General features: G+C 54.7%; 25 protein-coding genes. 14 read left to right on the top strand and 11 right to left on the bottom strand.

Annotated elements, in window-relative coordinates; genetic code table 11:
* Positions 1–13: 13 nt before the first annotated feature.
* Complete coding sequence (mscM, locus tag LZP96_RS06520) at positions 14–3337, top strand: miniconductance mechanosensitive channel MscM (RefSeq protein ID WP_064324536.1); 3324 nt, start codon at positions 14–16, stop codon at positions 3335–3337.
* 36 nt (positions 3338–3373) lie between these two features.
* Here the strand turns inward: mscM and yjeM are convergent, their stop codons facing one another.
* Positions 3374–4873, bottom strand: coding sequence for a glutamate/gamma-aminobutyrate family transporter YjeM (yjeM, locus tag LZP96_RS06515; protein ID WP_064324535.1), 1500 nt, complete (start codon positions 4871–4873; stop codon positions 3374–3376).
* 186 nt (positions 4874–5059) lie between these two features.
* Positions 5060–6037 (bottom strand): elongation factor P--(R)-beta-lysine ligase, encoded by a 978-nt coding sequence (epmA, locus tag LZP96_RS06510; RefSeq protein ID WP_258925750.1) that lies wholly within the window; start codon positions 6035–6037, stop codon positions 5060–5062.
* Positions 6038–6344: 307 nt separating this feature from the next.
* On the opposite strand from epmA, the gene frdA reads away from it, so the two are divergent.
* From frdA to frdD, 4 genes are read left to right on the top strand one after another with little or no spacing between them, the layout of a single operon-like run.
* Positions 6345–8135 carry a fumarate reductase (quinol) flavoprotein subunit gene (gene frdA / locus LZP96_RS06505; protein ID WP_064324533.1) on the top strand — a complete coding sequence of 597 codons (1791 nt, stop codon included), beginning with the start codon at positions 6345–6347 and terminating at the stop codon, positions 8133–8135.
* Positions 8128–8862 (top strand): succinate dehydrogenase/fumarate reductase iron-sulfur subunit, encoded by a 735-nt coding sequence (locus LZP96_RS06500; protein ID WP_064324532.1) that lies wholly within the window; start codon positions 8128–8130, stop codon positions 8860–8862. Before frdA ends, LZP96_RS06500 begins: the two co-directional genes overlap by 8 nt.
* Before the next feature lie 10 nt (positions 8863–8872).
* Complete coding sequence (gene frdC, locus LZP96_RS06495; RefSeq protein ID WP_064324531.1) at positions 8873–9268, top strand: fumarate reductase subunit FrdC; 396 nt, start codon at positions 8873–8875, stop codon at positions 9266–9268.
* Positions 9269–9278: 10 nt separating this feature from the next.
* Positions 9279–9638 carry a fumarate reductase subunit FrdD gene (frdD, locus tag LZP96_RS06490; RefSeq protein ID WP_064324530.1) on the top strand — a complete coding sequence of 120 codons (360 nt, stop codon included), beginning with the start codon at positions 9279–9281 and terminating at the stop codon, positions 9636–9638.
* Between the two features lie 30 nt (positions 9639–9668).
* On the opposite strand, the gene ampR is transcribed toward frdD, so the two are convergent.
* Complete coding sequence (gene ampR / locus LZP96_RS06485; protein WP_064324529.1) at positions 9669–10544, bottom strand: LysR family transcriptional regulator AmpR; 876 nt, start codon at positions 10542–10544, stop codon at positions 9669–9671.
* A gap of 128 nt (positions 10545–10672) precedes the next feature.
* Between ampR and ampC the strand changes: the two genes are divergently transcribed.
* Positions 10673–11818, top strand: coding sequence for a CMY2/MIR/ACT/EC family class C beta-lactamase (ampC, locus tag LZP96_RS06480; protein WP_064324528.1), 1146 nt, complete (start codon positions 10673–10675; stop codon positions 11816–11818).
* 138 nt (positions 11819–11956) lie between these two features.
* Positions 11957–12487 (top strand): lipocalin family protein, encoded by a 531-nt coding sequence (locus LZP96_RS06475; RefSeq protein ID WP_064324527.1) that lies wholly within the window; start codon positions 11957–11959, stop codon positions 12485–12487.
* On the opposite strand, the gene sugE is transcribed toward LZP96_RS06475, so the two are convergent.
* Positions 12484–12801, bottom strand: a complete 318-nt coding sequence (sugE, locus tag LZP96_RS06470) for a quaternary ammonium compound efflux SMR transporter SugE (RefSeq protein ID WP_064324526.1) — start codon at positions 12799–12801, stop codon at positions 12484–12486. The genes LZP96_RS06475 and sugE overlap by 4 nt on opposite strands.
* A gap of 262 nt (positions 12802–13063) precedes the next feature.
* Between sugE and LZP96_RS06465 the strand changes: the two genes are divergently transcribed.
* Positions 13064–13675, top strand: coding sequence for a LuxR C-terminal-related transcriptional regulator (locus LZP96_RS06465; RefSeq protein ID WP_064324525.1), 612 nt, complete (start codon positions 13064–13066; stop codon positions 13673–13675).
* 40 nt (positions 13676–13715) lie between these two features.
* Here the strand turns inward: LZP96_RS06465 and ecnB are convergent, their stop codons facing one another.
* From ecnB to efp, 3 genes are all read right to left on the bottom strand, one after another.
* The gene (gene ecnB / locus LZP96_RS06460; protein WP_006178941.1) at positions 13716–13862 is read right to left on the bottom strand and encodes a lipoprotein toxin entericidin B; all 147 of its coding nucleotides are present in this window, start codon (positions 13860–13862) and stop codon (positions 13716–13718) included.
* A gap of 107 nt (positions 13863–13969) precedes the next feature.
* Positions 13970–14101 carry an entericidin A/B family lipoprotein gene (locus tag LZP96_RS06455; RefSeq protein ID WP_064324524.1) on the bottom strand — a complete coding sequence of 44 codons (132 nt, stop codon included), beginning with the start codon at positions 14099–14101 and terminating at the stop codon, positions 13970–13972.
* Between the two features lie 59 nt (positions 14102–14160).
* Positions 14161–14727 (bottom strand): elongation factor P, encoded by a 567-nt coding sequence (gene efp, locus LZP96_RS06450; protein WP_064324523.1) that lies wholly within the window; start codon positions 14725–14727, stop codon positions 14161–14163.
* Between the two features lie 40 nt (positions 14728–14767).
* Here efp and epmB point away from each other — a divergent pair, with 40 nt between their 5' ends.
* On the top strand, positions 14768–15796 hold the full coding sequence (gene epmB / locus LZP96_RS06445; protein WP_064324522.1) for an EF-P beta-lysylation protein EpmB: 1029 nt from the start codon (positions 14768–14770) through the stop codon (positions 15794–15796).
* Between the two features lie 63 nt (positions 15797–15859).
* Here the strand turns inward: epmB and LZP96_RS06440 are convergent, their stop codons facing one another.
* Complete coding sequence (locus tag LZP96_RS06440) at positions 15860–16213, bottom strand: DUF4156 domain-containing protein (RefSeq protein WP_064324521.1); 354 nt, start codon at positions 16211–16213, stop codon at positions 15860–15862.
* A 244-nt stretch (positions 16214–16457) separates the two neighbouring features.
* On the opposite strand from LZP96_RS06440, the gene LZP96_RS06435 reads away from it, so the two are divergent.
* Positions 16458–17123 carry a nucleoside recognition domain-containing protein gene (locus LZP96_RS06435; RefSeq protein ID WP_064324520.1) on the top strand — a complete coding sequence of 222 codons (666 nt, stop codon included), beginning with the start codon at positions 16458–16460 and terminating at the stop codon, positions 17121–17123.
* Positions 17116–17577, top strand: a complete 462-nt coding sequence (locus LZP96_RS06430) for a YjiG family protein (RefSeq protein WP_064324519.1) — start codon at positions 17116–17118, stop codon at positions 17575–17577. Before LZP96_RS06435 ends, LZP96_RS06430 begins: the two co-directional genes overlap by 8 nt.
* A 100-nt stretch (positions 17578–17677) precedes the next feature.
* On the opposite strand, the gene groL is transcribed toward LZP96_RS06430, so the two are convergent.
* Positions 17678–19321: a chaperonin GroEL gene (groL, locus tag LZP96_RS06425; protein WP_064324518.1), complete on the bottom strand. Its 1644-nt coding sequence runs from the start codon at positions 19319–19321 to the stop codon at positions 17678–17680.
* 39 nt (positions 19322–19360) lie between these two features.
* Positions 19361–19654: a co-chaperone GroES gene (locus tag LZP96_RS06420; protein ID WP_003855929.1), complete on the bottom strand. Its 294-nt coding sequence runs from the start codon at positions 19652–19654 to the stop codon at positions 19361–19363.
* A gap of 178 nt (positions 19655–19832) precedes the next feature.
* On the opposite strand from LZP96_RS06420, the gene yjeH reads away from it, so the two are divergent.
* Positions 19833–21074 (top strand): L-methionine/branched-chain amino acid transporter, encoded by a 1242-nt coding sequence (gene yjeH / locus LZP96_RS06415; protein WP_064324517.1) that lies wholly within the window; start codon positions 19833–19835, stop codon positions 21072–21074.
* Positions 21075–21108: 34 nt separating this feature from the next.
* Here yjeH and LZP96_RS06410 read toward each other — a convergent pair whose 3' ends face one another.
* The gene (locus LZP96_RS06410; RefSeq protein WP_064324516.1) at positions 21109–21573 is read right to left on the bottom strand and encodes an FxsA family protein; all 465 of its coding nucleotides are present in this window, start codon (positions 21571–21573) and stop codon (positions 21109–21111) included.
* Positions 21574–21909: 336 nt separating this feature from the next.
* On the opposite strand from LZP96_RS06410, the gene aspA reads away from it, so the two are divergent.
* Complete coding sequence (gene aspA / locus LZP96_RS06405) at positions 21910–23346, top strand: aspartate ammonia-lyase (RefSeq protein ID WP_064324515.1); 1437 nt, start codon at positions 21910–21912, stop codon at positions 23344–23346.
* A 119-nt stretch (positions 23347–23465) separates the two neighbouring features.
* The gene (locus tag LZP96_RS06400) at positions 23466–24767 is read left to right on the top strand and encodes an anaerobic C4-dicarboxylate transporter (protein ID WP_064324514.1); all 1302 of its coding nucleotides are present in this window, start codon (positions 23466–23468) and stop codon (positions 24765–24767) included.
* Positions 24768–24851: the final 84 nt, after the last annotated feature.

The raw sequence follows: 24851 nt of genomic DNA, 5'->3' as shown, positions 1-24851 counted from the left end.
AAGGACCACTGACGTGCGCCCGATTATCATTTTTCTGATGGCCTGGTGCCTCAGTGTGGGGGCGTACGCAGCGACGGCCCCCGATGCCAAACAGATAACGCAGGAACTGGAGCAGGCGAAAGCGGCAAAACCCGCCCAGCCTGAGGCCGTTGAATCACTCCAGTCCGCGCTGAATGCGCTTGAGGAACGTAAAGGTTCCCTTGAGCGCGCGACGCAATATCAACAGGTTATCGATAACTTCCCCAAACTCTCGCAAACGCTGCGTTCGCAGCTCAACAACCTGCGCGATGAACCCCGTGAAGTGCCTGCGGGCATGTCGTCTGACGCCCTGAACCAGGAGATTCTGCAGGTCAGCAGCCAGCTTCTGGAGAAAAGCCGTCAGGCGCAGCAGGAGCAGGAACGCGCCCGCGAGATCGCCGATTCACTGAGTCAGCTACCACAGCAGCAAACGGATGCGCGACGTCAGCTCAATGAAATCGAACGTCGCATCGGCACGCAAACCGGCACGGCCCCCCAGAATCAGGCGCAGAATCTGAGCCTGCAGGCGGAATCCGCCAAGCTGAAAGCGCAGGTTGATGAACTGGAGCTGGCGCAACTTTCGGCCAATAACCGTCAGGAACTGGCGCGTTTACGCTCGGAGCTGGCGCAAAAACAGAGCCAGCAGCTTGATGCCTGGCTGCAGGTCTTGCGTAATCAACTTAACAGCCAGCGGCAGCGTGAAGCGGAACGCGCCCTGGAAAGCACGGAGCTGTTAGCTGAAAACAGCGAGAACCTGCCGTCCGGTATTAATGACCAGTTTAAAATTAACCGCGAACTGTCAGCGGCGCTAAATCAACAGGCGCAGCGGATGGACCTGGTGGCGTCACAGCAGCGCCAGGCCACTAACCAGACTCTTCAGGTGCGTCAGGCACTCAATACCCTGCGCGAGCAGTCCCAGTGGCTGGGTTCGTCGAATTTACTCGGCGAAGCGTTACGTGCTCAGGTCGCCCGTCTGCCGGAGATGCCAAAACCGCAGCAGCTGGATACGGAAATGGCCCAGCTTCGCGTTCAGCGCCTGCGTTATGAGGATCTCCTCAACAAGCAGCCGCAGGTGCGCCAGCTTCACCAGGCCGACGGCTCGCCGCTGACCAGTGAACAAAATCGCATTCTTGAAGCCCAGCTTCGTACCCAGCGTGAATTACTCAATTCGTTGCTCCAGGGGGGCGACACGTTAATTCTTGAGCTAACGAAGCTGAAAGTCTCCAACAGCCAGCTTGAAGATGCGCTGAAAGAGGTGAACGAAGCGACGCACCGCTACCTGTTCTGGACCTCTGACGTACGCCCAATGACCATCTCGTGGCCGATCGATGTCGTTCAGGATCTACGCCGTTTGATCTCGCTGGATACCTTTGGTCAGGTGGGCAAGGCCGGGGTTATGGTGCTGACCAGCAAAGAGACCATCTTCCCGCTGCTGGGCGCGCTTATTCTTGTGGGGGTGAGTATTTACTCCCGTCGCCACTTCACCCGCTTCCTGGAGCGTTCCAGCGCCCGTGTAGGCAAAGTGACCCAGGATCATTTCTGGCTCACCCTGCGTACCGTCTTCTGGTCCATTCTGGTCGCATCGCCGTTACCGGTATTGTGGATGACGCTGGGTTATGGTTTACGTGAAGCCTGGCCTTATCCGCTTGCGGTGGCCATAGGCGACGGCGTGACCGCGACGGTTCCCCTGCTTTGGGTCGTCATGATTTGCGCCACGTTTGCGCGGCCTAACGGACTTTTTATCACCCACTTTAGCTGGCCGCGAAATCGTGTCGCCCGCGGGATGCGTTATTACCTGATGAGCATCGGGCTTATCGTGCCACTGATTATGGCGCTGATCATGTTCGATAATCTCAACGACCGGGAGTTTTCTGGCTCGCTGGGACGGCTCTGTTTTATTCTGATTTGCGGCGCGCTGGCAATGGTGACGCTTAGCCTCAAGCGGGCCGACATTCCGCTTTACGTCGACAAAACCGGCAGCGGTGACAACATGGTCAACCGCATGCTGTGGAATCTGTTGCTCAGCGCCCCTTTGCTGGCAATTCTGGCGGCCGCCGTGGGGTATCTGGCGACCGCTCAGGCGTTGCTGGCGCGCCTGGAAACCTCCGTCGCGATCTGGTTCCTCCTGCTGGTCGTTTACCACATCATACGGCGCTGGATGCTGATTCAGCGCCGTCGTCTGGCCTTTGACCGCGCCAAACATCGCCGTGCTGAGATTCTTGCCCAGCGGGCACGCGGCGAGGAGGACCCCCACAGCCCCACCAGCATTGAAGGCACGAGCGAGGTCGACGAGGTCGAGCTGGATCTTGATGCCATCAGTACCCAATCCTTACGACTGGTGCGTTCGATCCTGATGCTGATTGCCCTGCTCTCGGTCATTGTGTTGTGGTCGGAAATTCATTCGGCGTTCAGTTTCCTTGAGAACATCTCCCTGTGGGATGCCACATCCACCGTGCAGGGTGTAGAAAGCCTTGAACCGATAACCCTGGGCGCCGTGCTGATTGCCATTCTGGTGTTGATCATCACCACGCAGCTGGTGCGTAACTTCCCGGCATTGCTGGAGCTGGCACTCCTGCAGCATCTGGACTTAACCCCGGGGACCGGTTACGCCATCACCACCATCACCAAATACCTGATTTTACTGTTTGGCGGTCTGGTGGGGTTCTCGATGATTGGTATCGAATGGGCCAAATTACAGTGGCTGGTTGCTGCCCTGGGCGTCGGGTTAGGGTTTGGTTTGCAGGAGATTTTCGCCAACTTTATCTCTGGCCTGATCATTCTGTTCGAAAAGCCAATCCGTATTGGCGATACCGTGACGATCCGCGATCTGACCGGCAGCATCACCAAAATAAATACCCGCGCCACCACCATCAGCGACTGGGACCGGAAAGAGATTATCGTGCCAAACAAGGCCTTTATCACCGAACAGTTCATTAACTGGTCGCTTTCCGATTCCGTGACGCGTGTGGTGCTGACCGTGCCGGCCCCGTCCGATGCCAACAGTGAAGAGGTCACGCAAATCCTTTACACGGCGGCAGAGCGTTGCTCGCTGGTGATCGACAACCCGGCTCCTGAAGTCTTCCTGGTTGATTTACAGCAGGGTATTCAGATCTTTGAACTGCGTATTTACGCCGCGGAGATGGGGCATCGTATGCCGCTGCGCCATGAAATCCACCAGCTGATTCTGGCTGGATTCCACGAGCATGGTATTGATCTGCCCTTCCCGCCATTCCAGATGCGTCTGGAAACCCTGGATGGACGTAAGACAGGAAAAACCCTGACCTCTGCAGCGCGTTCGCGCCCGGCAGGGAGTTTATAGCGCACTCCCCTCCCTCCCGGGAGGGGAAGCTTTACATTAAAGCACTTCGGCCTGGTAAAGCGCATTTCGCCGGCGATAATTCTCGTAAATCCCCGTCGCCAGCATCGAGAAGAAAACAGGGCCGCCCGTCATCCACAGCGCGCTGTTCCAGTCGCCCGCCTCAATTACGGGCTGAATTACGGTAAAGATATTAGCAAACGCCACCACCAGCACCACAACCGTGGTAGCCAGCAGCGTGGCGCTGCGGGTTTTGAATATCACAAAAGGACGTTCCAGCCCCGGCTTCGCCTTAAAGAACGGGAAAGCCAGCGACAGGAAAAGATACGGCAACGTCATCGACACATTCGCCATCAGCGTGAGCTTATTGTAAAACGCTGACGCGGTATCGCCGCCAAACGAAACAAGCAGGATAAACAGCGAGACCAGCAGGCACTGCATCCACATCGCATTAGCAGGCATGCCAACCGGATTAAGACGCGTCATTGTCTTTGGCCAAAGCGCTTTTGGCGTGCCCTGAATGATCGCCTTCAGCGGCGAGTAAATGAGGGTGAAGAATGCCCCGGTATAGGCAAGGAACATCGACAAACCGGTGATCCGCGCAAACCAGACCCCCATCGTGATGGCGGCATCCGGGGAGAGGTGCATCGCCTGGCCCAGCGTCATCCCTAAGCTTTTCATTAACACATAGGTGATGTTGCCGAGGTTGGTCGTGTCGTTACTCAGCACCTGCTGCCAGTTCGTGCTGACGCCCCAGAGGAATATAGCCAGCGAATAACCAATGGATATCACGATTGCGGCAAAGATAATGCCTTTGGCAAAATTCTTTTCCGGGTTTTCCGTTTTATCGACCAGCCCGCCGACCGCTTCAATCCCGCCGTAGGCAAAGATGGCGAACACCACAAACGAGAGCATCGCAAGGCCCGACTGATAATTCGGATTGGGGGAGGTGACAAAATTTACCTGCTCCGCAAAATGCCCGCCGTTCAGGCACAGAATCGCGATACTCGCCAGCAGCAATACAAAATTGAGGCACATGACCGAGATGCCCCCTACGGCGGTGATGCGGGCAATTTTATTAATCCCCTTCGAGGCCACCAGCGTCACCGTCACCATCCAGCACACCGCCAGTATTCCCACCACCTGCGTTGAACTCAGGCCCGCAAACGACCAGACCTGCGTCTTGTCCGAGCCAAACAGAAAGGTCGAGAAGGGCACCCAGACCTTCGCCGCAGTACTGACCATCCACACCACATACGAGGAGAACCACATAAAGGTACCGATAAAGGCATAACGCGGGCCGATACTGTTATTCATCCACGAATAAATACCCCCCTCTTCTTTGCGATAAGCCGATCCCATCTCGGCCATCATCAAGGCAAAAGGGATAAAAAACAGAAGAGCTGAGACGATATAAAACGGCATTGCGCTGTAGCCCATCAGATAAAACGCGGAGGGGCTGTTGGCAAATCCAAAGACCGAGGTAAAGATCATCAGGATAAGCCCGGTCAGGGTCATTTTCTTCATTGAGTGGGACATAGCATCATCCGAAAGAGTCAGAAATTTCGGCGGATGTTATCAGAAGACCAGATGATTTATGTGGTTATAGGGAGCAAACCAGGAAAAAGACCCGTGTAAACAGAAACGGGCAGCTTTTAGTGTCACAGGGAATAAATGGAAAGGATAATTGCCACAAGGGAACGGGGAGCCGAAGCCCCCCTGACATCAGGCCCGATCGACGGTAAAAGCAATGACATCGCCAAGCTGTTCAGCGCCGAGCGCCAGCATGACCAGACGATCCACGCCCAGCGCCACGCCTGAGCAGTCCGGCAATCCGGCTTTCAGGGCCTCCAGCAGGTTGGCGTCGACAGGTTGCTGCGGCAGACCACGCGCGGCGCGCTTACGGTTATCCTGATCAAAACGCTGCTGCTGTTCGCGGGCATCCGTCAGTTCATGGAAACCATTCGCCAGCTCAAGGCCTTTGTAATAGACCTCAAAACGTTCTGCCACACGGTGATCTTCCGTGCTGATCTGCGCCAGAGACGCCTGGCTTGCGGGGAAATGATAAACAAAGGTCGGGCGATCTTTACCAATTTGCGGCTCTACCCCGAAAGCGAACAACAGCTGCAGCAGCGTGTCGCGATCCTCTTCTTCATCCGCCACGTTACTGAGATCGAGTTTCGCCGCGGCTTCACGCAGCTGAGCTTTATCCGCCGAAAGCGGATCGATCTCAAGATGACGCTGGAATACCTGCTGATAAGAGAGCGACTCTGCGCCGGCACAATCGAGCACCTGCTGCAGCAGATCGTCCACTTCGTTCATCAGACGATACATGTTGTAGTGAGGGCGATACCACTCCAGCATGGTGAATTCCGGATTATGGTGACGACCCATCTCTTCGTTACGGAAGCTACGGCAGAGCTGGTACACCGGGCCACAGCCCGCCGCCAGCAAGCGCTTCATGTGGTATTCCGGGCTGGTCATCATGTACAGGTTCATTCCCTGTGAATGGCCCGGCCCTACGAAACGGGTTTCAAACGGTACCAGATGAATGTCGGTGACCGTCGCCTGACTCATACACGGCGTTTCCACCTCCAGTACACCACGGTCGGCAAAGAAACGACGGATTTCCGCCATGATTGCCGCACGTTTTAACAGGTTAGGGATGGAGGCGCTCGGCTGCCAGGTGGCCGTTTCGCTCATGGGAAATTCTCCGGTATCAGACAAGGGCGCAAAGTCTACTCGTTCGCACAGAGAGAGACAAATTTTGCGCGGTAATTTTTCTCGAATCAGAAATCAAAGCAATTCCGTGACGCGTTTCATCAATCAGGATGATAAATCACCAGAGATAACAGCAAAAAAATCGAACGCGTCAAATTTCCCTGACGTCCATACGGTTATACTCTTTTACCCATAAAGGAGCAGTGGAATCGCTTTCGCAATGGCCCCTGGGGCAAGTGAACGACTGAGTTTATCACGTTGCGAAAAAACAATAATCTGGAGGAATGTCGTGCACACTTTTCAAGCCGATCTTGTCGTAATAGGCGCTGGCGGTGCGGGATTACGCGCTGCTATTGCCGCAGCGCAGGCCAATCCGAATGCTAAAATCGCGCTGATCTCTAAAGTCTATCCGATGCGCAGCCACACGGTTGCCGCTGAAGGAGGCTCCGCCGCCGTCGCGCAAGATCATGACAGCTTTGAGTATCATTTCCACGACACCGTAGCCGGGGGCGACTGGCTTTGCGAACAGGATGTCGTTGATTACTTTGTTCATCATTGCCCTACCGAAATGACGCAGCTTGAGCAGTGGGGCTGCCCCTGGAGCCGTCGGCCTGACGGCAGCGTGAATGTGCGCCGCTTCGGCGGGATGAAAATCGAGCGCACCTGGTTCGCCGCCGACAAAACCGGCTTCCATATGCTGCACACCCTCTTCCAGACCTCGCTGCAGTTCCCGCAGATACAACGCTTTGACGAACATTTCGTACTGGATATTCTGGTCGATGACGGTCAGGCGCGTGGGCTGGTCGCCATGAATATGATGGAAGGCACGCTGATGCAGATCCGCGCGAACGCCGTCGTCATGGCCACCGGCGGCGCGGGCCGTGTTTATCGCTACAACACCAACGGCGGCATCGTCACCGGTGACGGTATGGGCATGGCGCTGAACCATGGTGTACCGCTGCGCGACATGGAGTTTGTACAGTATCACCCTACCGGCCTGCCGGGTTCCGGCATTCTGATGACGGAAGGCTGCCGCGGAGAAGGCGGTATTCTGGTCAATAAAAATGGCTACCGCTATCTGCAGGATTACGGCATGGGTCCGGAAACCCCGCTCGGCGAGCCGAAGAATAAATACATGGAATTGGGTCCCCGTGACAAAGTCTCCCAGGCTTTCTGGCACGAGTGGCGCAAAGGCAACACTATCTCCACGCCGCGCGGCGATGTGGTTTACCTCGACCTGCGCCATCTGGGCGAGAAAAAACTGCTGGAGCGACTGCCGTTTATTTGTGAACTGGCGAAAGCCTACGTTGGCGTCGATCCGGTCAAAGAGCCGATTCCTGTTCGTCCTACCGCACACTACACCATGGGCGGCATCGAAACCGATCAGCAGTGTGAAAGCCGGATCAAAGGGCTGTTTGCCGTGGGCGAATGTTCATCCGTTGGTTTGCACGGCGCGAACCGCCTTGGCTCGAACTCACTGGCAGAACTGGTGGTCTTTGGTCGGCTGGCCGGTGAAAAAGCCATGGAGCGTGCCGCTACCGCCGGTGCGGCGAATAGCGCAGCGCTGGATGCTCAGGTAACCGATATCGAAAAACGCCTGAAAGCGCTCGTTAATCAGGAAGGTACTGAGAACTGGGCGAAGATCCGCGACGAGATGGGGATGTCGATGGAAGAAGGATGCGGTATTTACCGCACGCCAGAGCTGATGCAGAAAACCGTCGACAAGCTGGCGGAGCTGCAGGAGCGCTTCAAACGCGTACGCGTGACCGATACCTCCAGCGTGTTCAATACCGACCTGCTTTATACCATTGAGCTGGGTCACGGCCTCAACGTCGCCGAATGCATGGCGCACTCTGCGCTGGCGCGTAAAGAATCTCGCGGGGCGCACCAGCGCCTGGATGAAGGTTGCACCGAACGTGACGACGTCAATTTCCTCAAGCATACCCTCGCCTTCCGCGACGCAGACGGCACGACGCGTCTGGACTACAGCGACGTGAAGATCACCACACTGCAACCGGCAAAACGTGTGTACGGTGCAGAAGCGGACGCAGCCGAGAAGAAGGAGTCGACCCATGGCTGAGATGCAAACCCTGAAAATTGAAGTGGTGCGTTACAACCCGGAAGTGGATACCGCACCGCACAGCGCGTTCTATGATGTCCCTTACGACGAACAAACCTCGTTACTGGATGCGCTGGGCTACATTAAAGATAACCTGGCGCCAGACCTGAGCTACCGCTGGTCCTGCCGCATGGCAATCTGTGGTTCCTGCGGCATGATGGTCAATAAAGTACCAAAACTGGCCTGCAAAACCTTCCTGCGCGAATACACCAAAGGCATCAAGGTTGAAGCACTGGGTAACTTCCCGATTGAGCGCGATTTGGTGGTCGATATGACCCACTTTATTGAAAGTCTGGAAGCCATTAAGCCCTATATCATTGGCAACCCCCGCACGCCGGATCAAGGGCCGAATACGCAAACCCCGGCGCAGATGGCGAAATACCATCAATTTTCCGGCTGTATTAACTGCGGCCTGTGCTACGCGGCATGCCCGCAGTTCGGTCTTAACAAAGAGTTTATCGGCCCGGCGGCCATCACCCTGGCCCATCGCTACAACGAAGACAGCCGTGACCACGGCAAAAAAGAACGTATGGCACAGCTGAACAGCCAGAATGGCGTCTGGAGCTGTACTTTCGTGGGTTATTGCTCCGAAGTGTGTCCGAAGCATGTCGACCCTGCCGCCGCTATTCAGCAGGGAAAAGTGGAAAGTTCGAAAGACTTTCTTATCGCTACCCTGAAACCACGCTAAGGAGTGCATGATGACGACTAAACGCAAAACCTACGTGCGGCCTATGCCGTCCAACTGGTGGAAGAATCTGCCGTTTTATCGCTTCTATATGCTGCGTGAAGGCACGGCAGTGCCGGCCGTCTGGTTCAGTCTGGAGCTGATGTACGGCCTGTTTGCGCTCAAACATGGCCCGGAGACCTGGACCAGCTTTGTCGGCTTTTTGCAAAATCCGATTGTGGTGATTCTGAACCTGATCGTGCTTGCTGCGGCGCTGTTACACACCAAAACCTGGTTTGAGCTAGCGCCTAAAGCCGCCAATATCATCGTGAAAGGTGAAAAAATGGGACCCGAGCCTGTTATCAAAGGGCTTTGGGCGGTGACGGCAGTTGTCACCGTGGTCGTTCTGTTTGTTGCCCTGTTCTGGTAAGGAGACCTGTGTGATTAATCCAAATCCAAAACGTTCTGACGAGCCGGTATTCTGGGGCCTCTTTGGCGCAGGCGGCATGTGGAGCGCTATCGTCGCGCCGGTGATCGTGCTGCTGGTGGCGATTTTGCTGCCCCTGGGGTTATATCCGGGAGAGGCGCTGGGCTATGACCGCGTGCTGGCATTTGCGAGCAGCTTTATTGGCCGGGTGTTTATCTTCCTGATGATTGTCCTGCCGCTGTGGCTGGGTCTGCATCGTATCCATCACGCCATGCACGATCTTAAAATCCACGTACCAAACGGTAAATGGGTCTTCTACGGCCTGGCAACGATCCTGACGGTCGTCACCCTGATTGCCGTTGTCACCCTCTGAATAAACAGGCCCGCACTCTGGCGGGCCTTTTTACTTCGGCATCTTTTCTACCAGCCACTGCGCAAACTCCTGCATCGCGGGCGTTTCTGCGCGCGACTGTAAGCGCGTCAGCCAGTAACTTCCCAAATCAATTTGCGTCGCAAAAGGCTGAACGATGCGCTCACCGTTGATGAGATGCGAGAACATCGTGACGGGGGCAATCGCAATGCCGACACCGGCCTGTGCAGCCTCCAGCATGGTGACCGAGGAGTCAAAGACCATCACCCGGTGCGTTGGCGCAGGTGGCTGTTCCCCTTGCGCCTGCATCCAGATTGCCCACTCATCACGCCGGTAAGAGCGTAATAAAGTATATTTCAGCATATCAGCCGGAACCTTAAGCCCGGCGGCAATATCGGGCGTACAGAGCGGGGCCATCGGCGCTGCGCAAAGCCATACGGCTTCGGTACCATGCCACGCGCCTCCGCCATAGCGTATCGTATAATCCAGCCCTTCTGCCGCCGGATCGACCCGGTTGTTATGGGTAGAGAGATGCAGATCGATATGCGGATAACGACGGCGAAAATCCTCGAGTTGGGAAAAAAGCATTCCCGTCGCAAAGGTACCGACCACCCCGACTTTGAGTTTTTCCTGCGCCTGTTTATTGGCAAAGCGATCTAACATGCCGGCAATACGGTCGAAGGAGTCGTTCAGCACCGGCAGCAAATTTTCGCCCTCCGTGGTCAACATCAGCCCCCGCGAAACACGCACAAAAAGCTGGCAGTTCAGCTGCTGTTCGAGTGATTTAACGTGCTGGCTGATGGCGGAATGCGTGACGTTCAGTTCGATGGCGGCATGCGTAAAGCTAAGATGCCTGGCGGCAGCTTCAAAGGCACGAAGGGAATTAAGGGGGATATAGCTGCGCGTCATAGCCGGTCCGTTAGAAAAATTAACACCTAATGCTAAATTTACCCGTTTGTCACGCGCAGTCAATTCCTCCACACTACGTCTTGTTGGGCCCTGACATCCCCCTTTAACCCTATTACGGAAGATAAAAGATGATAAACAAATCTCTTTGCTGCGCACTGCTGCTGGGCGTTTCCTGCTCTGCTTTTGCCGGGTCAATGTCAGAAAAACAGCTGGCTGAGGTGGTCAACCGCACCATCACGCCGTTAATGAAAGCACAGGCGATTCCCGGTATGGCCGTCGCGGTCATTTATCAGGGCAAACCTTATTACTTTACCTATGGCAACGCCGATGTAGCCACAAAACAGCCGGTAGATCAGAAAACGCTGTTTGAACTGGGTTCGGTGAGTAAAACTTTCACCGGCGTGCTGGGCGGCGACGCTGTTGCGCGCGGCGAAGTAACGCTTGCGGACCCTGCGTCCAGATACTGGCCCGCGCTGACGGGCCCGCAGTGGAAAAACATCACCCTGCTTCATCTGGCGACCTATACGGCGGGTGGTTTGCCGTTGCAGTTACCCGACAGCGTCACCGATAACAATTCACTGCTGGCGTTCTATCAACACTGGCAGCCGCAATGGGCCCCAGGTTCAACCCGACTCTATGCCAACGCCAGCATAGGCCTGTTCGGCGCGCTGGTGGTTAAACCTTCCGGGATGCGCTACGAACAGGCGATGACCAAACGCGTGCTGCAACCGCTCGGTCTCAATCACACCTGGATTACCGTTCCTGCCGCTGAACAACAGCATTACGCCTGGGGCTATCGCGATAACAAGGCGGTGCGCGTTTCGCCCGGAATGCTGGACGCCGAAGCCTACGGGGTTAAATCCAACATTGAGGATATGGCGAGCTGGGTAAGGGTGAACATGTCGCCTGATAACGTTAAGACGCCCACGCTGAAGCAAGGTTTGACCCTGGCGCAGTCGCGCTACTGGCGCGCAGGCTCTCTGTATCAAGGACTAGGCTGGGAGATGCTTAACTGGCCGGTTGAGGCCAAAACAATCGTGGAGGGAAGCGATAATAAGGTTGCGCTTGCCCCGTTGCCGGTGGCTGAAGTGACGCCCCCGGTTGCGCCGGTCCAGTCCTCCTGGGTGCACAAAACCGGATCGACTGGCGGGTTCGGTAGCTACGTTGCCTTTATTCCGGAAAAACAGCTTGGCATCGTGATGCTGGCAAATAAAAGCTATCCCAATCCTGTTCGGGTGGCAGCGGCATACCGTATCCTGACTACCCTGCAATAAACCGCCGATGGCGTTACGCTTCCCCGAGCCTGTTCTGTGCCCGGATAAGCGTAACGCCTGCCCGCAAAATATTCTGCGCAATACCCGCATTTTCCTTGCTGTCATCTACACTTAACAAAAAACAGCAAGGAAACAGCTATGCGCATTCTGCCTGTTATCGCCGCGGTGACAGCCGCGTTTTTAGTCGTTGCTTGTAGCTCTCCCACCCCGCCTCCTGGCGTCACCGTCGTCAATCAATTCGATGCCCAACGTTTTATGGGTAAATGGTACGAAATCGCCCGTTTCGATCATCGTTTCGAAGAGGGGCTTCAGCGCGTGACGGCGACTTACAGCAAGATGGATGATGGCGGTATTCAGGTCATAAATCGGGGATACAATCCGGACAGAGGCATGTGGCAGCAGACGATCGGAAAGGCTTACTTTACGGGCGCGCCGACGCGCGCCGCGCTAAAAGTGTCGTTCTTTGGCCCCTTCTACGGGGGATACAACGTGATTGCGCTGGACAGAGAGTATCGCCATGCGCTGGTCTGCGGGCCGGATCGCGACTATCTGTGGATACTGTCGCGAACGCCAACACTTTCCAAAGAGATGAAAGAGCAAATGCTGGATGTCGCGACCCGGCAAGGGTTTGATGTCACGAAGTTAATCTGGGTTGAACAGCCCCATTAATGGGTGCTGAGCTTCAGACCAATAATTCCCGCCACAATTAATGCGAGGCTGGCGATACGCGCCAGGCTCGCAGATTCACCCAGCAGCAGAATGCCGGTAATGGCAGCGCCCACCGCACCAATCCCCGTCCAGACAGCATAAGCCGTGCCCACGGGCAGGGTACGCATCGCCCATGACAGCAGCACAATACTGACAATCATCGCGCTCACCGTAATGATGCCTGGCGTAAGACGGGTAAAACCGTGGGTATATTTCAGGCCGATGGCCCATACCACTTCCAGCAAACCGGCAATAAAAAGGACAATCCAGGACATATCAGGCTCCTTAACTCAAACAAAAGTCTGGGGCCGTCCCCGATGGAAGAAGCGCTTACAGGTCGTCCCGTAAGGCTGAGTGAGTATGACATTTTGCTCAGAAAGCGATTTTATTTCAATCCATTTACTTCAGGCCGTTTAAAGCGAGAAATAGCCTCAGTATGCAACGCAGTTCAGTCCTTTACCACTCATCGGACTTCTTTATGATGGTGTGCTTTCTGAGGGCCGGAAGCGAAAACCCTTTCCCAACTGTGAATCCACTATGTTCAAAATTTTGTTGATTGACCGATGTCACTTCACCCGTTCGGGCTTTGAAGCGTGGCTCAATCATTCCGGACTGCTCCCTGGTACCTTCATGGTTACCGGGCTGAACAATCTGTTTCTTGCCAGAGAGCATATCCTGCAATGGAAACCCTCGCTGGTTATTGCTGATATAGACAGTTTTATGCAGGATATTCCGTCTGTACAGCAACTCTCGTCTTTATTAATAGCCAGTGAAACCATGCCCTTTATTTTGCTGCAATCCGGGGATAAATCGGCGGAAAAACCGGAGATGTCGGGCTTTTTAAACCAGTACCCTCTTTGGGCCACGGTTGAGAAAAAAACATCGCTCGACGCGCTGGCAGCCGTCATCAACGACGCCCTGAGCGCTTGTGCCAGCTATGAAATACCGAAAATGGCCACACCTTTACTGACGCGCCAGGAAGAGAGGGTTCTTACGCTGTGGATGGAGGGAGCCAGCAATCAGAAGATTGCCAGTAAGTTGAGCATCAATGGGAAAACGGTTTATACCTACAAACGCAATATCCGCGTGAAATTACACATGGATAACCGTTTTTCACCGTTTTTATCTCTTACTGAAGTGGCAAGCTGACGGTACGGTAAAAGTCCCGCACCGTACCGTCCGGGCTTGATTAGTTCTGTGCTTTGGTTGCTGCACCTGAAATCGCGCTGCCGCCATCTGAAATGTCTTCGCCCACGCCGCGAGTGGTGTTACAGGCGGTCAGAACAGAGGAAAGCACCAGTACAGAAAAGATCGCTGCAATTGTTTTCTTAACCATAATATCTTCCTTTTATAGCCAATGTTATTTGTGTATAGCTAACTAAGAATAGACAAAATCCCGTCGAATGAAGGAAAAGGAAGGAAATTTAGGAAAATTTAACGGTATTAGCTGGCGGCGTGCGAAATAGCATTACCTAACGATCTGATATCTTCGCCCATACCCCGTGCGGTATTACAACCAGAGATGAGTGCGCTGGACAGCACCAGTAACAGCAGAATCTTAACGGTACGTTTCATCATCCTTGCCTGAATCAATCAGGCGCAGCGGGCGCTGCGCCTCTTATCATTTACATGAATTACTTCACGCGGGATACGTATTCGCCTGAGCGGGTATCCACTTTGATCACTTCGCCCGTCTGAACGAACAGAGGTACTTTAACCACTGCGCCAGTGGACAGTTTCGCTGGCTTACCGCCAGTACCTGCGGTATCACCCTTCAGGCCTGGATCGGTTTCAACGATTTCCAGCTCAACGAAGTTTGGTGGGGTCACAGCGATAGGCTGACCGTTCCACAGCGTCACGATGCACTCAGCCTGATCCAGCAGCCATTTCGCGCTGTCACCAACGGCTTTCTCGTCAGCAGACAGCTGCTCGAACGTGGTGTTATTCATAAAGTGATAGAATTCACCGTCGTTGTACAGGTAAGTCAGGTTCATATCGACTACATCTGCGCCTTCAGCGGAGTCAGTAGACTTGAAGGTTTTTTCTACACGGGTGCCGGTCAGCAGGCGACGCAGTTTAACGCGCGCAAATGCCTGGCCTTTACCTGGTTTAACGAATTCGCTGGCTTCAACCGCGTACGGTTCGCCGTCCATCATGATTTTAAGACCAGCACGAAAATCGTTGCTATAGTAAGTCGCCATAAGGCCCTCTAAAATTGTTAACTGGTAGCTAAGCCACAAAATGGCGCATATTGTAACCCTAAATACCCCGTCCAGAGAAGATTGGTTATCGCAACTTGCCGATGTAATCACCAGTCCTGATGAATTACTCCATCTTTTAGAGCTGGATAAGCATGAACACCTGCTCGCTGGCCGTGAGGCAAAGCGACTCTTTCCGCTGCGCGTGCCGCGCGCGTTTGTGGCGCGTATGGAGAAGGGAAACCCCGACGATCCTCTGTTAAAACAGACAATTAGCGCGCAAGACGAGTTTATTACCGCGCCGGGTTTCAGCACCGATCCGCTGGAAGAACAAAACAGCGCAGTGCCCGGCCTGCTGCACAAATACCAGAACCGCGCGCTGCTGCTGGTAAAGGGCGGATGTGCCGTAAATTGTCGATATTGCTTCCGCCGCCACTTCCCGTATGCGGAAAATCAGGGCAATAAGCGCAACTGGCAGGTGGCAATGGACTACATTGCGGATCATCCCGAGCTTGATGAGATCATTTTCTCCGGGGGCGATCCGTTGATGGCAAAAGATCATGAGCTCGACTGGCTCCTGACGCAGCTTGAGTCCCTGCCGCACATTAAGCGTCTGCGCATTCACAGCCGACTGCCGATTGTGATCCCCGCACGGATCACCGACGGGTTAGTCACGCGGCTGGAACAGTCGCGTTTGCAGGTGTTGCTGGTGAATCATATTAATCACGCCAATGAGATTGACGACGCGTTTCGCGCAGCCATGCGCCGGATGCGCAACGCGGGGATCACGCTGCTCAATCAGAGCGTGTTGCTGCGTGGCGTAAACGACAGTGCCCGCGCGCTGGCGGATCTAAGCAACGCGCTTTTTGATGCGGGTGTGATGCCCTATTATCTCCACGTTCTCGACCGGGTGCAGGGCGCAGCGCATTTTATGGTGAGTGACGAAGAGGCACGGCAAATAATGCGTGAACTGTTAACGCTGGTGTCGGGGTATATGGTGCCCAAACTGGCACGCGAGATTGGCGGAGAGCCCAGTAAAACGCCGCTGGATTTGCAGTTGCGTCAGCGTTAAAGGCAGGTGGCGCTACGCGTATCTGCCCTGTGGGTCAGACGCAGCGCCATCCGGCATGCTAAATCAGTTCGGGCACTTATAGACCTGACCGTTCATTGCGCTGGCGGTCGGGACAAAGCTGGAGAGCATTCCCTGCGTCGGGCTGCTCACGCCGTAAATCACGTTGCCGCCCATTTCTGCGGCATGATTACGCAACGCATTTGCTGCGCCGCGCATTGAGCCGCCTTCGTCGCCATGCTGACCAGACAGCCAGTTGCTTTGCTCGCCGGTTGCCGTGCCGATTAACTGGCATTCACTGCCCGGCTTATCTTCTACAAAGCGAACGCTCTGTCCCGCAGCCGACAGCTCGTTACTGGAACTACAACCCGCCAGCAGCAAGGCTGCCCCTACGATCCCTGCACAGACTTTTACGCGCATGTTATTCCTCGTTTTCAATAAGCTGGACAGTAGTTGTCCGTGTGTAAATCTTATACCTAAAAGATGACCAAAAGAAAAACCCCAGGTCATTATCTGCGATGCATCCGCAAGAACGCGTCTGCCGCCTAAATGGATTCTGATAATACCCGCTCTGATATCGTTTTTTACTGCATTTTTTGCTCTAAGTAGCAGTTTACTGACGCATTTTTAGGCGCCCTGCAGGGACGATTCATCAGGAGGCAACATGAGTAAGACATCCCTCACCCAGGAAAAGGTACCCTGGACAGGATATCTCGCATTCTTTATCACCATTATTTTCTTTTCCGGCTTTTTTTCTAACGCCACCGGGTGGTGGCGAGTATTTGATTTTACCGTACTCAACGGCACGTTTGGTCAGATAAGCAACGCATCCACCACGCCGGTCTCTTTTCGCGGCAGCGGCGGGACGGGGGCGAAAGATGGTTTCCTGTTTGCGCTGGAGCTGGCGCCTTCGGTTATTTTGTCTCTGGGGATCATTGCCGTTACCGAAGGGCTCGGTGGCCTTCGCGCCGCACAGCAGTTGATGACCCCAGTGTTAAAACCCTTGCTGGGGATTCCGGGAATTTGCTCCCTGGCGCTGATCGCGAATCTGCAAAACACGGACGCGGCCGCCGGAATGACCCGGGAGATGGCCGAAGAAGGCACCATTACCGAACATGAACGGGCGATATTCGCCACCTTCCAGACCAGCGGCAGCGCCATTATCACCAATTACTTTTCATCTGGCGCCGCGCTTTTCACCTGTATCACCGTTCCGGTGATTACCCCGCTGGCGGTCATTCTCGTGTTTAAGTTTATCGGGGCTAATTTTCTACGCCTGTGGATTGCGCAGATGGAAGAACGCCAGCCTGAGGAGGCGCAAAATGACTGAACAGGTGCGTAAAAATGTCATGGATCTGTTTATTGATGGCGCCCGACGCGGATTCACCATTGCCACCACCAGCCTTCTGCCGAATGTCGTCATGGCGTTTGTCATTATTCAGGCGCTAAAGGTCACCGGTCTTCTGGATATTGTCGGCAACATTTGTGAACCCATTATGGCGCTGTGGGGATTGCCCGGCGAGGCCGCTACCGTGCTGCTGGCTGCGGTGATGAGTATGGGTGGCGGCGTGGGTGTCTGTGCAAGCCTGGTGGCTGCCGGTACGCTCAATGGGCATGATGCCACCGTCCTGCTGCCCGCTATCTATCTGATGGGTAATCCGGTACAGAACACGGGGCGCTGTCTGGGAACCGCAGGGGTAAATCCCAAATACTATCCGCACATTATTGCCGTGTGCGCGATCAACGCGCTGCTTTCGCTGTGGGTGATGCAACTGCTGGTCTAAATGAAAAACCCCCGGATATCGCTATCCGGGGGTTTGAATACCTCGGGGAGGTAATGCCCCGCTCTGCCTGCTGACAGGCAAGATGCAGGGCACAGGGCAATTACATCATGCCGCCCATACCACCCATGCCGCCCATGCCTGCGGCGCCTAAGTCAGGTGCATCGCCTTTAGGCAGGTCGGTTACCATGCACTCGGTGGTGATCATCAGACCCGCAACAGAAGCGGCGTACTGCAGAGCAGAACGGGTCACTTTAGTTGGGTCCAGGATACCCATATCGATCATGTTGCCGTATTCTTCGGTCGCTGCGTTGTAACCGTAGTTACCGTCGCCCGCTTTCACGGTGTTAGCAACCACAGAAGGCTCTTCGCCGCAGTTCAGAACGATCTGACGCAGTGGTGCTTCCATTGCGCGCAGCGCAACTTTGATACCCACGTTCTGGTCTTCGTTCTGGCCACGCAGATCGCCCAGTTTGGACGCAACGCGAATCAGCGCAACACCACCACCGGCAACCACGCCTTCTTCTACCGCAGCACGGGTCGCGTGCAGGGCATCGTCAACGCGTGCTTTTTTCTCTTTCATTTCAACTTCGGTCGCAGCACCGACTTTGATTACCGCAACACCGCCGGCCAGTTTAGCCACGCGCTCCTGCAGTTTTTCACGATCGTAGTCAGAGGTTGCTTCTTCAATCTGCTTACGGATCTGGGACACACGGCCCTGGATCGCTGACTCTTCACCCACGCCATCGATGATGGTGGTGGTGTCTTTGTTGATCACAACGCGTTTCGCCTGGCCCATATCTTCCAGGGTCGCTTTTTCCAGCTCCATACCGATCTCTTCAGAGATCACGGTACCGCCAGTCAGGGTTGCGATGTCCTGCAGCATAGCTTTACGACGGTCGCCGAAGCCAGGTGCTTTAACCGCAGCCACTTTCACGATGCCGCGCATGGTGTTCACAACCAGAGTCGCCAGCGCTTCGCCTTCAACGTCTTCAGCAATGATCAGCAGTGGTTTGCCTGCTTTCGCAACGGCTTCCAGCACTGGCAGCATTTCGCGGATGTTGGAGATTTTTTTGTCAGCCAGCAGGATGAACGGGCTTTCCAGCTCAACAGCGCCAGTTTCTGGCTTGTTGATGAAGTATGGAGACAGGTAACCACGGTCGAACTGCATACCTTCAACCACGTCCAGTTCGTCTTCCAGACCGGTGCCGTCTTCAACGGTGATAACGCCTTCTTTACCGACTTTATCCATCGCTTCAGCGATCAGCTTACCAACGGTTTCGTCGGAGTTCGCGGAGATGGTACCAACCTGAGCAATAGCTTTAGAGTCAGAGCATGGCACGGACAGCGTTTTCAGCTCTTCAACCGCAGCAGTCACCGCTTTGTCGATACCGCGCTTCAGGTCCATTGGGTTCATACCCGCAGCAACAGCTTTCAGACCTTCAGTGATGATAGCCTGAGCCAGCACGGTCGCGGTGGTGGTACCGTCGCCTGCAGCGTCGTTCGCTTTAGAGGCAACTTCTTTCACCATCTGCGCGCCCATGTTTTCGAATTTGTCTTCCAGTTCGATTTCACGAGCAACGGAAACGCCATCTTTAGTGATGGTTGGTGCGCCGAAGGATTTGTCCAGAACGACGTTACGACCTTTCGGGCCGAGAGTCACTTTCACTGCATCTGCCAGTACGTTAACGCCGCGCAGCATTTTTACACGAGCGTCGTTACCGAATTTTACGTCTTTAGCTGCCATTTCTTCTATTCCTCAAATTCGTTCAGTTTCGTGCGCGAATTACGCTTCCACAATTGCCAGAATGTCGCTTTCGGACATGATCAACACTTCTTCATTGTCGATCTTCTCGGATTTCACGCCGTAGCCATCGTTGAAAATGACGATGTCGCCGACTTTAACGTCCAGTGGCTGCACAGTTCCGTTTTCCAGGATGCGGCCTTTACCGACAGCGATGATTTCGCCACGCGTTGATTTTGCTGCTGCAGAACCGGTCAGAACAATGCCGCCAGCAGATTTGGTTTCAACTTCTTTACGTTTGACGATCACACGATCATGTAACGGACGAATACTCATTGATAGCTCTCCTTCGAGAAAGTCATTATCACTTATGGAAGACGCCGGACCGTCTCCGGTTTTCCGGCTAGTGCCCTGAGAGATGGGGATAGCTTTCAACCCCTTCAAGGGGGAGTCGAAAAAAAATTTACGAAAGTGTTACCATCTCCGCTCTTTTGACGAAGGCAGGAAGAAGTGGATGAGCGGACTCAAGCAGGAACTGGGGCTGGCACAAGGCGTCGGTTTACTCTCAACCTCCTTGTTGGGCACGGGTGTGTTTGCCGTTCCGGCGCTAGCGGCGCTGGTGGCGGGCAATAATAGCCTGTGGGCGTGGCCGGCGTTGATAATCCTGGTCTTCCCGGTGGCTATCGTCTTTGCGGTGCTTGGACGACATTTTCCCAGCGCCGGCGGCGTCGCCCATTTTGTCGGCATGGCGTTTGGTCCCCGTCTGGAACGCGTGACCGGCTGGCTTTTTCTTTCGGTCATTCCCGTGGGCTTACCTGCCGCGCTGCACATTGCGACAGGTTTTGGGCAGGCGCTCTTTGGCTGGCATGACCAACAGCTGCTTTACGCCGAGCTGGCGACGCTGGCCATCGTCTGGTGGGTCGGCTCGCGGGGCGCCAGCTCCAGCGCCAATCTGCAAACGCTGGTTGCCGTGCTGATTGTCGCCCTTATTGTGGCGATCTGGTGGGCTGGAGAGATTCGCCTCGCTGATATTCCCTTCCCTCCGGTGACCGCTGTCGATCACAGTCAACTCTTTGCGGCTCTGTCAGTGATGTTCTGGTGTTTTGTTGGGCTGGAGGCATTTGCCCATCTGGCGTCTGAATTCAGACAGCCGGAACGCGATTTCCCCCGCGCGCTGATGATTGGGCTGGTTCTTGCGGGCACCGTCTACTGGGCGTGTACCGTTCTGGTGCTGCACTTTAACGCTTACGGCGAAGAGACCGCAGCCGCCGCCTCGCTGCCGGGCATTGTGGTGACCTTATTTGGCGTCAAAGCGCTGTGGATTGCGTGCGTCATCGGCTATCTCGCCTGTTTCGCCAGCCTGAACATTTATATTCAGAGTTTTGCCCGTCTGGTATGGTCGCAGGCGCTGTATAAACCCGAAAGCCGCCTTGCGCGCTTGTCTGAACGCCAGCTGCCGTTGAATGCGCTCAATGCCGTGCTGGGCTGCTGTGTGGTGAGCACGCTGTGCATTTACGTCCTGGACATTAATCTTGATGCGTTAATCGTCTACGCCAACGGCATCTTCATCATGATTTATCTGCTGTGCATGCTGGCAGGCTGCCGTTTACTGAAGGGACGGTTTAAAGCGCTGGCGATGGTTGGGGGTCTGCTGTGTCTGCTGCTGCTGGCGATGGTAGGGTGGAAAAGCGTGTACGCCATTGTCGTGCTGGCGGGGCTGTGGGCGTTTTTGCCGAAGCGCGGTGCGCTCCGCTAGTTGCCGGATGGCGCTGTGCCATCCGGCAAAAAAATCACCGATCGTCTTTGTGATCTAAACGGTCGCGCTGGTCGTCCTTGCGCTGATACTCCCCATCAAACGTATCCCCGGGACCGGTACTGAATCCACCGCCCGGCATCCGGTTGAATCGCAGATGCGGCAGCAGCTTCATGGTCAGGTGTTTTTGTACCGGCGGCAGCAGCAACAGCAGGCCGAGGAAATCGGTAAAGAACCCGGGCAGAATGAGCAGCAGGCCAGAAATAATCAGCGACACGCTTTTGATCATTTCGGCGGCAGGGCTTTCGCCTGCAGCCATCTTTTGCTGCATTAACAGGAAATTTTTGAAACCCTGGTTGCGCACCAGCGACATACCAATGACCGAGGTAAAGATCACCAGAATCAGGGTCAGCAGGACACCCAGCACATGGGCAACCTGAATGAAAATCGATATCTCAATGTAAACATAGAGAAAAATAGCTATAAACGGTATCCAGCGCACTGGCTTCTCCTGTGTGGCAGAGGCTTCAAGGCCTCTGTCTGAATGGTGTTGCAATTCGCATCCGTCAGAGATGGTGACGGTTAGCCAAAATTCAATCGGTTTGCACGGATATTTTTTCTGGAAATATTCAAGCGGTGACTCATTTCACAGATTAATAATTATCATGGAATCGGGTCCATAATAAGTGATCCAGATTACGGCAATTCGCTATTATCAGCATATGATCTCGAGCATCTGGCTGATTGAGGGAATAATCGTCGGTCAGCAATAGCGTGAAAACCACATATCTACTGTGTGTTTAGTACAATCCATCGGCAGCTTTAAAAGAAGGTTCACATGTTAAACAACATTCGTATCGAAGAAGACTTGTTGGGTACCAGGGAAGTTCCAGCGGATGCCTATTACGGTGTCCACACTCTGAGAGCGATTGAAAACTTCTACATCAGCAACAACAAAATCAGCGACATTCCTGAGTTTGTCCGTGGCATGGTGATGGTGAAGAAAGCCGCAGCCCTCGCGAACAAAGAGCTGCAAACCATTCCGAAAAGCGCCGCAAACGCCATTATCGCCGCGTGCGATGAAGTGCTGAACAACGGCAAATGCATGGACCAGTTCCCGGTTGACGTCTATCAGGGCGGCGCGGGTACCTCGGTCAACATGAATACCAACGAAGTACTGGCAAACATCGGCCTGGAGCTGATGGGTCACCAGAAAGGTGAATACCAGTACCTCAACCCGAACGACCACGTTAACAAATGCCAGTCCACCAACGACGCTTACCCAACCGGCTTCCGTATTGCCGTGTATGCCTCTGTGCTGAAGCTGGTCGATGCCATCAACCAGCTTGGCGACGGTTTCCAGCGTAAAGCGGTTGAGTTCCAGGACATTCTGAAAATGGGGCGTACCCAGCTTCAGGATGCCGTGCCAATGACGCTTGGCCAGGAATTCCATGCCTTTAACGTGCTGCTCAACGAAGAGACCAAAAACATCCTGCGCACCTCCGAGCTGCTGCTGGAAGTGAACCTGGGCGCGACCGCTATCGGCACGCGTCTGAACACCCCGGACGGATATCAACAGCTGGCGGTTCAGAAGCTGGCCGAAGTCTCTAACCTGGCGGTGGTCCCGGCGGAAGATCTGATTGAAGCGACGTCCGACTGCGGCGCCTACGTCATGGTACACAGCGCGCTGAAACGTCTGGCGGTGAAACTCTCTAAAATCTGTAACGACCTGCGTCTGCTCTCTTCCGGGCCGCGTGCAGGCCTGAACGAGATCAACCTGCCAGAACTGCAGGCGGGTTCATCTATCATGCCAGCCAAAGTGAACCCGGTGGTGCCCGAAGTGGTGAACCAGGTGTGCTTCAAGGTTATCGGCAACGACATTACCGTTACCATGGCCTCCGAAGCCGGTCAGCTGCAGCTCAACGTGATGGAGCCGGTCATTGGCCAGGCGATGTTTGAATCCATCCACATTCTGACCAACGCATGCTATAACCTGCTGGAAAAATGCATTAACGGCATCACCGCGAACAAAGCCGTTTGCGAAAGCTTTGTTTATAACTCAATCGGGATCGTCACTTACCTCAACCCGTTCATCGGCCACCACAACGGCGACATCGTCGGGAAAATTTGTGCCGAAACCGGTAAGAGCGTACGTGAAGTGGTTCTTGAGCGCGGACTGTTGACCGAAGCCGAGCTGGACGATATCTTCTCGGCGCAAAACCTGATGCATCCGGCATATAAAGCGAAACGATATACCGATGAAAGCGAACAGTAACCGTTCCGGTTAGTTTTTCCGAAAGGCACGTCACCCGGTGACGTGCCTTTTTTCTTTTCAGGCTTTACCAATTACACAACAATTTAATATCAACTTGTTAATAAGCAAGGAAGGTCTTTATGTTTGGAGCAGAACTCGTCGTCGTGCTGTTGGCGATATACCTTGGCGCAAGGCTCGGGGGGATCGGCATTGGTTTTGCCGGTGGTCTCGGTGTGCTTGTCCTCACACTCATCTTTCAGATTAAACCCGGTGCTATCCCGTTTGACGTTATCGAAATCATCATGGCGGTTATCGCCGCGATTGCCGCCATGCAGGTCGCAGGCGGTATGGATTACCTGGTGAGTCTGGCGGAGCGTATGCTGCGTCGTCATCCAAAATACATTACCTTCCTGGCTCCGCTGGTCACCTGGTTTATGACCATTCTCGCGGGTACAGGCCACACGGCGTTCTCCACGCTGCCGGTCATCACCGAAGTGGCCAAAGAGCAAGGCATCCGCCCTTCCCGCCCGCTCTCTATCGCCGTGGTCGCCTCGCAGATTGCCATTACCGCCTCGCCAATTTCGGCGGCCGTGGTCTTTTTTGCCGGCATCCTGGAGCCGCTGGGCGTTAGCTACCTGACCCTGCTGGCTATCTGTATTCCGGTCACGCTGATTGCCGTCATGCTGACGGCCGTGGTGTGTAACTTCCTGGGTGCCGAGCTGAAAGACGATCCGGTCTACCAGGAACGTCTGGCGAAAGGTGAAGTCAGCCTGCGCGGCAGCCAGGTCTTTGAGCTGAAACCTCACGCCAAACGCGCCGTGCTGCTGTTCCTGATCGGTATCGTTGCGGTGATGTTCTATGCTACTGCCATCAGCGACACCGTCGGCCTGATCCAGAATCCGGTCCTGCCGCGTAACGAAGCGATTGTGGTCTTTATGCTGACTATCGCGACGCTGATCAGCATCACCTGTAAAATCGACACCAGCGAAGTGCTGAACGCCAGCACCTTCAAATCCGGGATGAGCGCCTGCGTGTGCGTGCTGGGCGTGGCCTGGCTGGGTGATACGTTCGTGAAAGCGCACATCACCGATATCCAGACCGTCGCGGGCGATTTGCTGCATAACTACCCGTGGCTGCTGGCCGTGGTCCTGTTCTTTGCCGCCACCCTGCTCTATTCCCAGGCGGCAACCACCAAAGCCCTGATGCCAGCCGCGCTGATGTTGGGCGTGACCCCGCTGACGGCAATCGCCTCTTTTGCGGCAGTCTCTGCGCTCTTCGTCCTGCCAACCTACCCAACCCTGCTTGCCGCCGTGGAAATGGACGACACAGGCTCCACGCGTATCGGGAAGTATGTCTTTAACCACGCCTTCCTGATCCCGGGAGTGATCGCCATTACCCTGTGCGTCATTCTCGGCTTTATCATTGGCGGTATCGTGCTGTAAACGTTTTGCCGGTGTAAAAATCATTAAATTCGGGCCGCTCTGCGGCCCGTTTCATTAATCCCCACAGGCCCGGCATGATATAGT

This window comes from Huaxiibacter chinensis (assembly GCF_022171985.1).
Classification (GTDB): Bacteria; Pseudomonadota; Gammaproteobacteria; order Enterobacterales; family Enterobacteriaceae; genus Enterobacter; species Enterobacter chinensis_A.
Note: the sequence above shows the minus strand (reverse complement) of the source record. Positions and strands in the feature narration are given on the sequence as shown.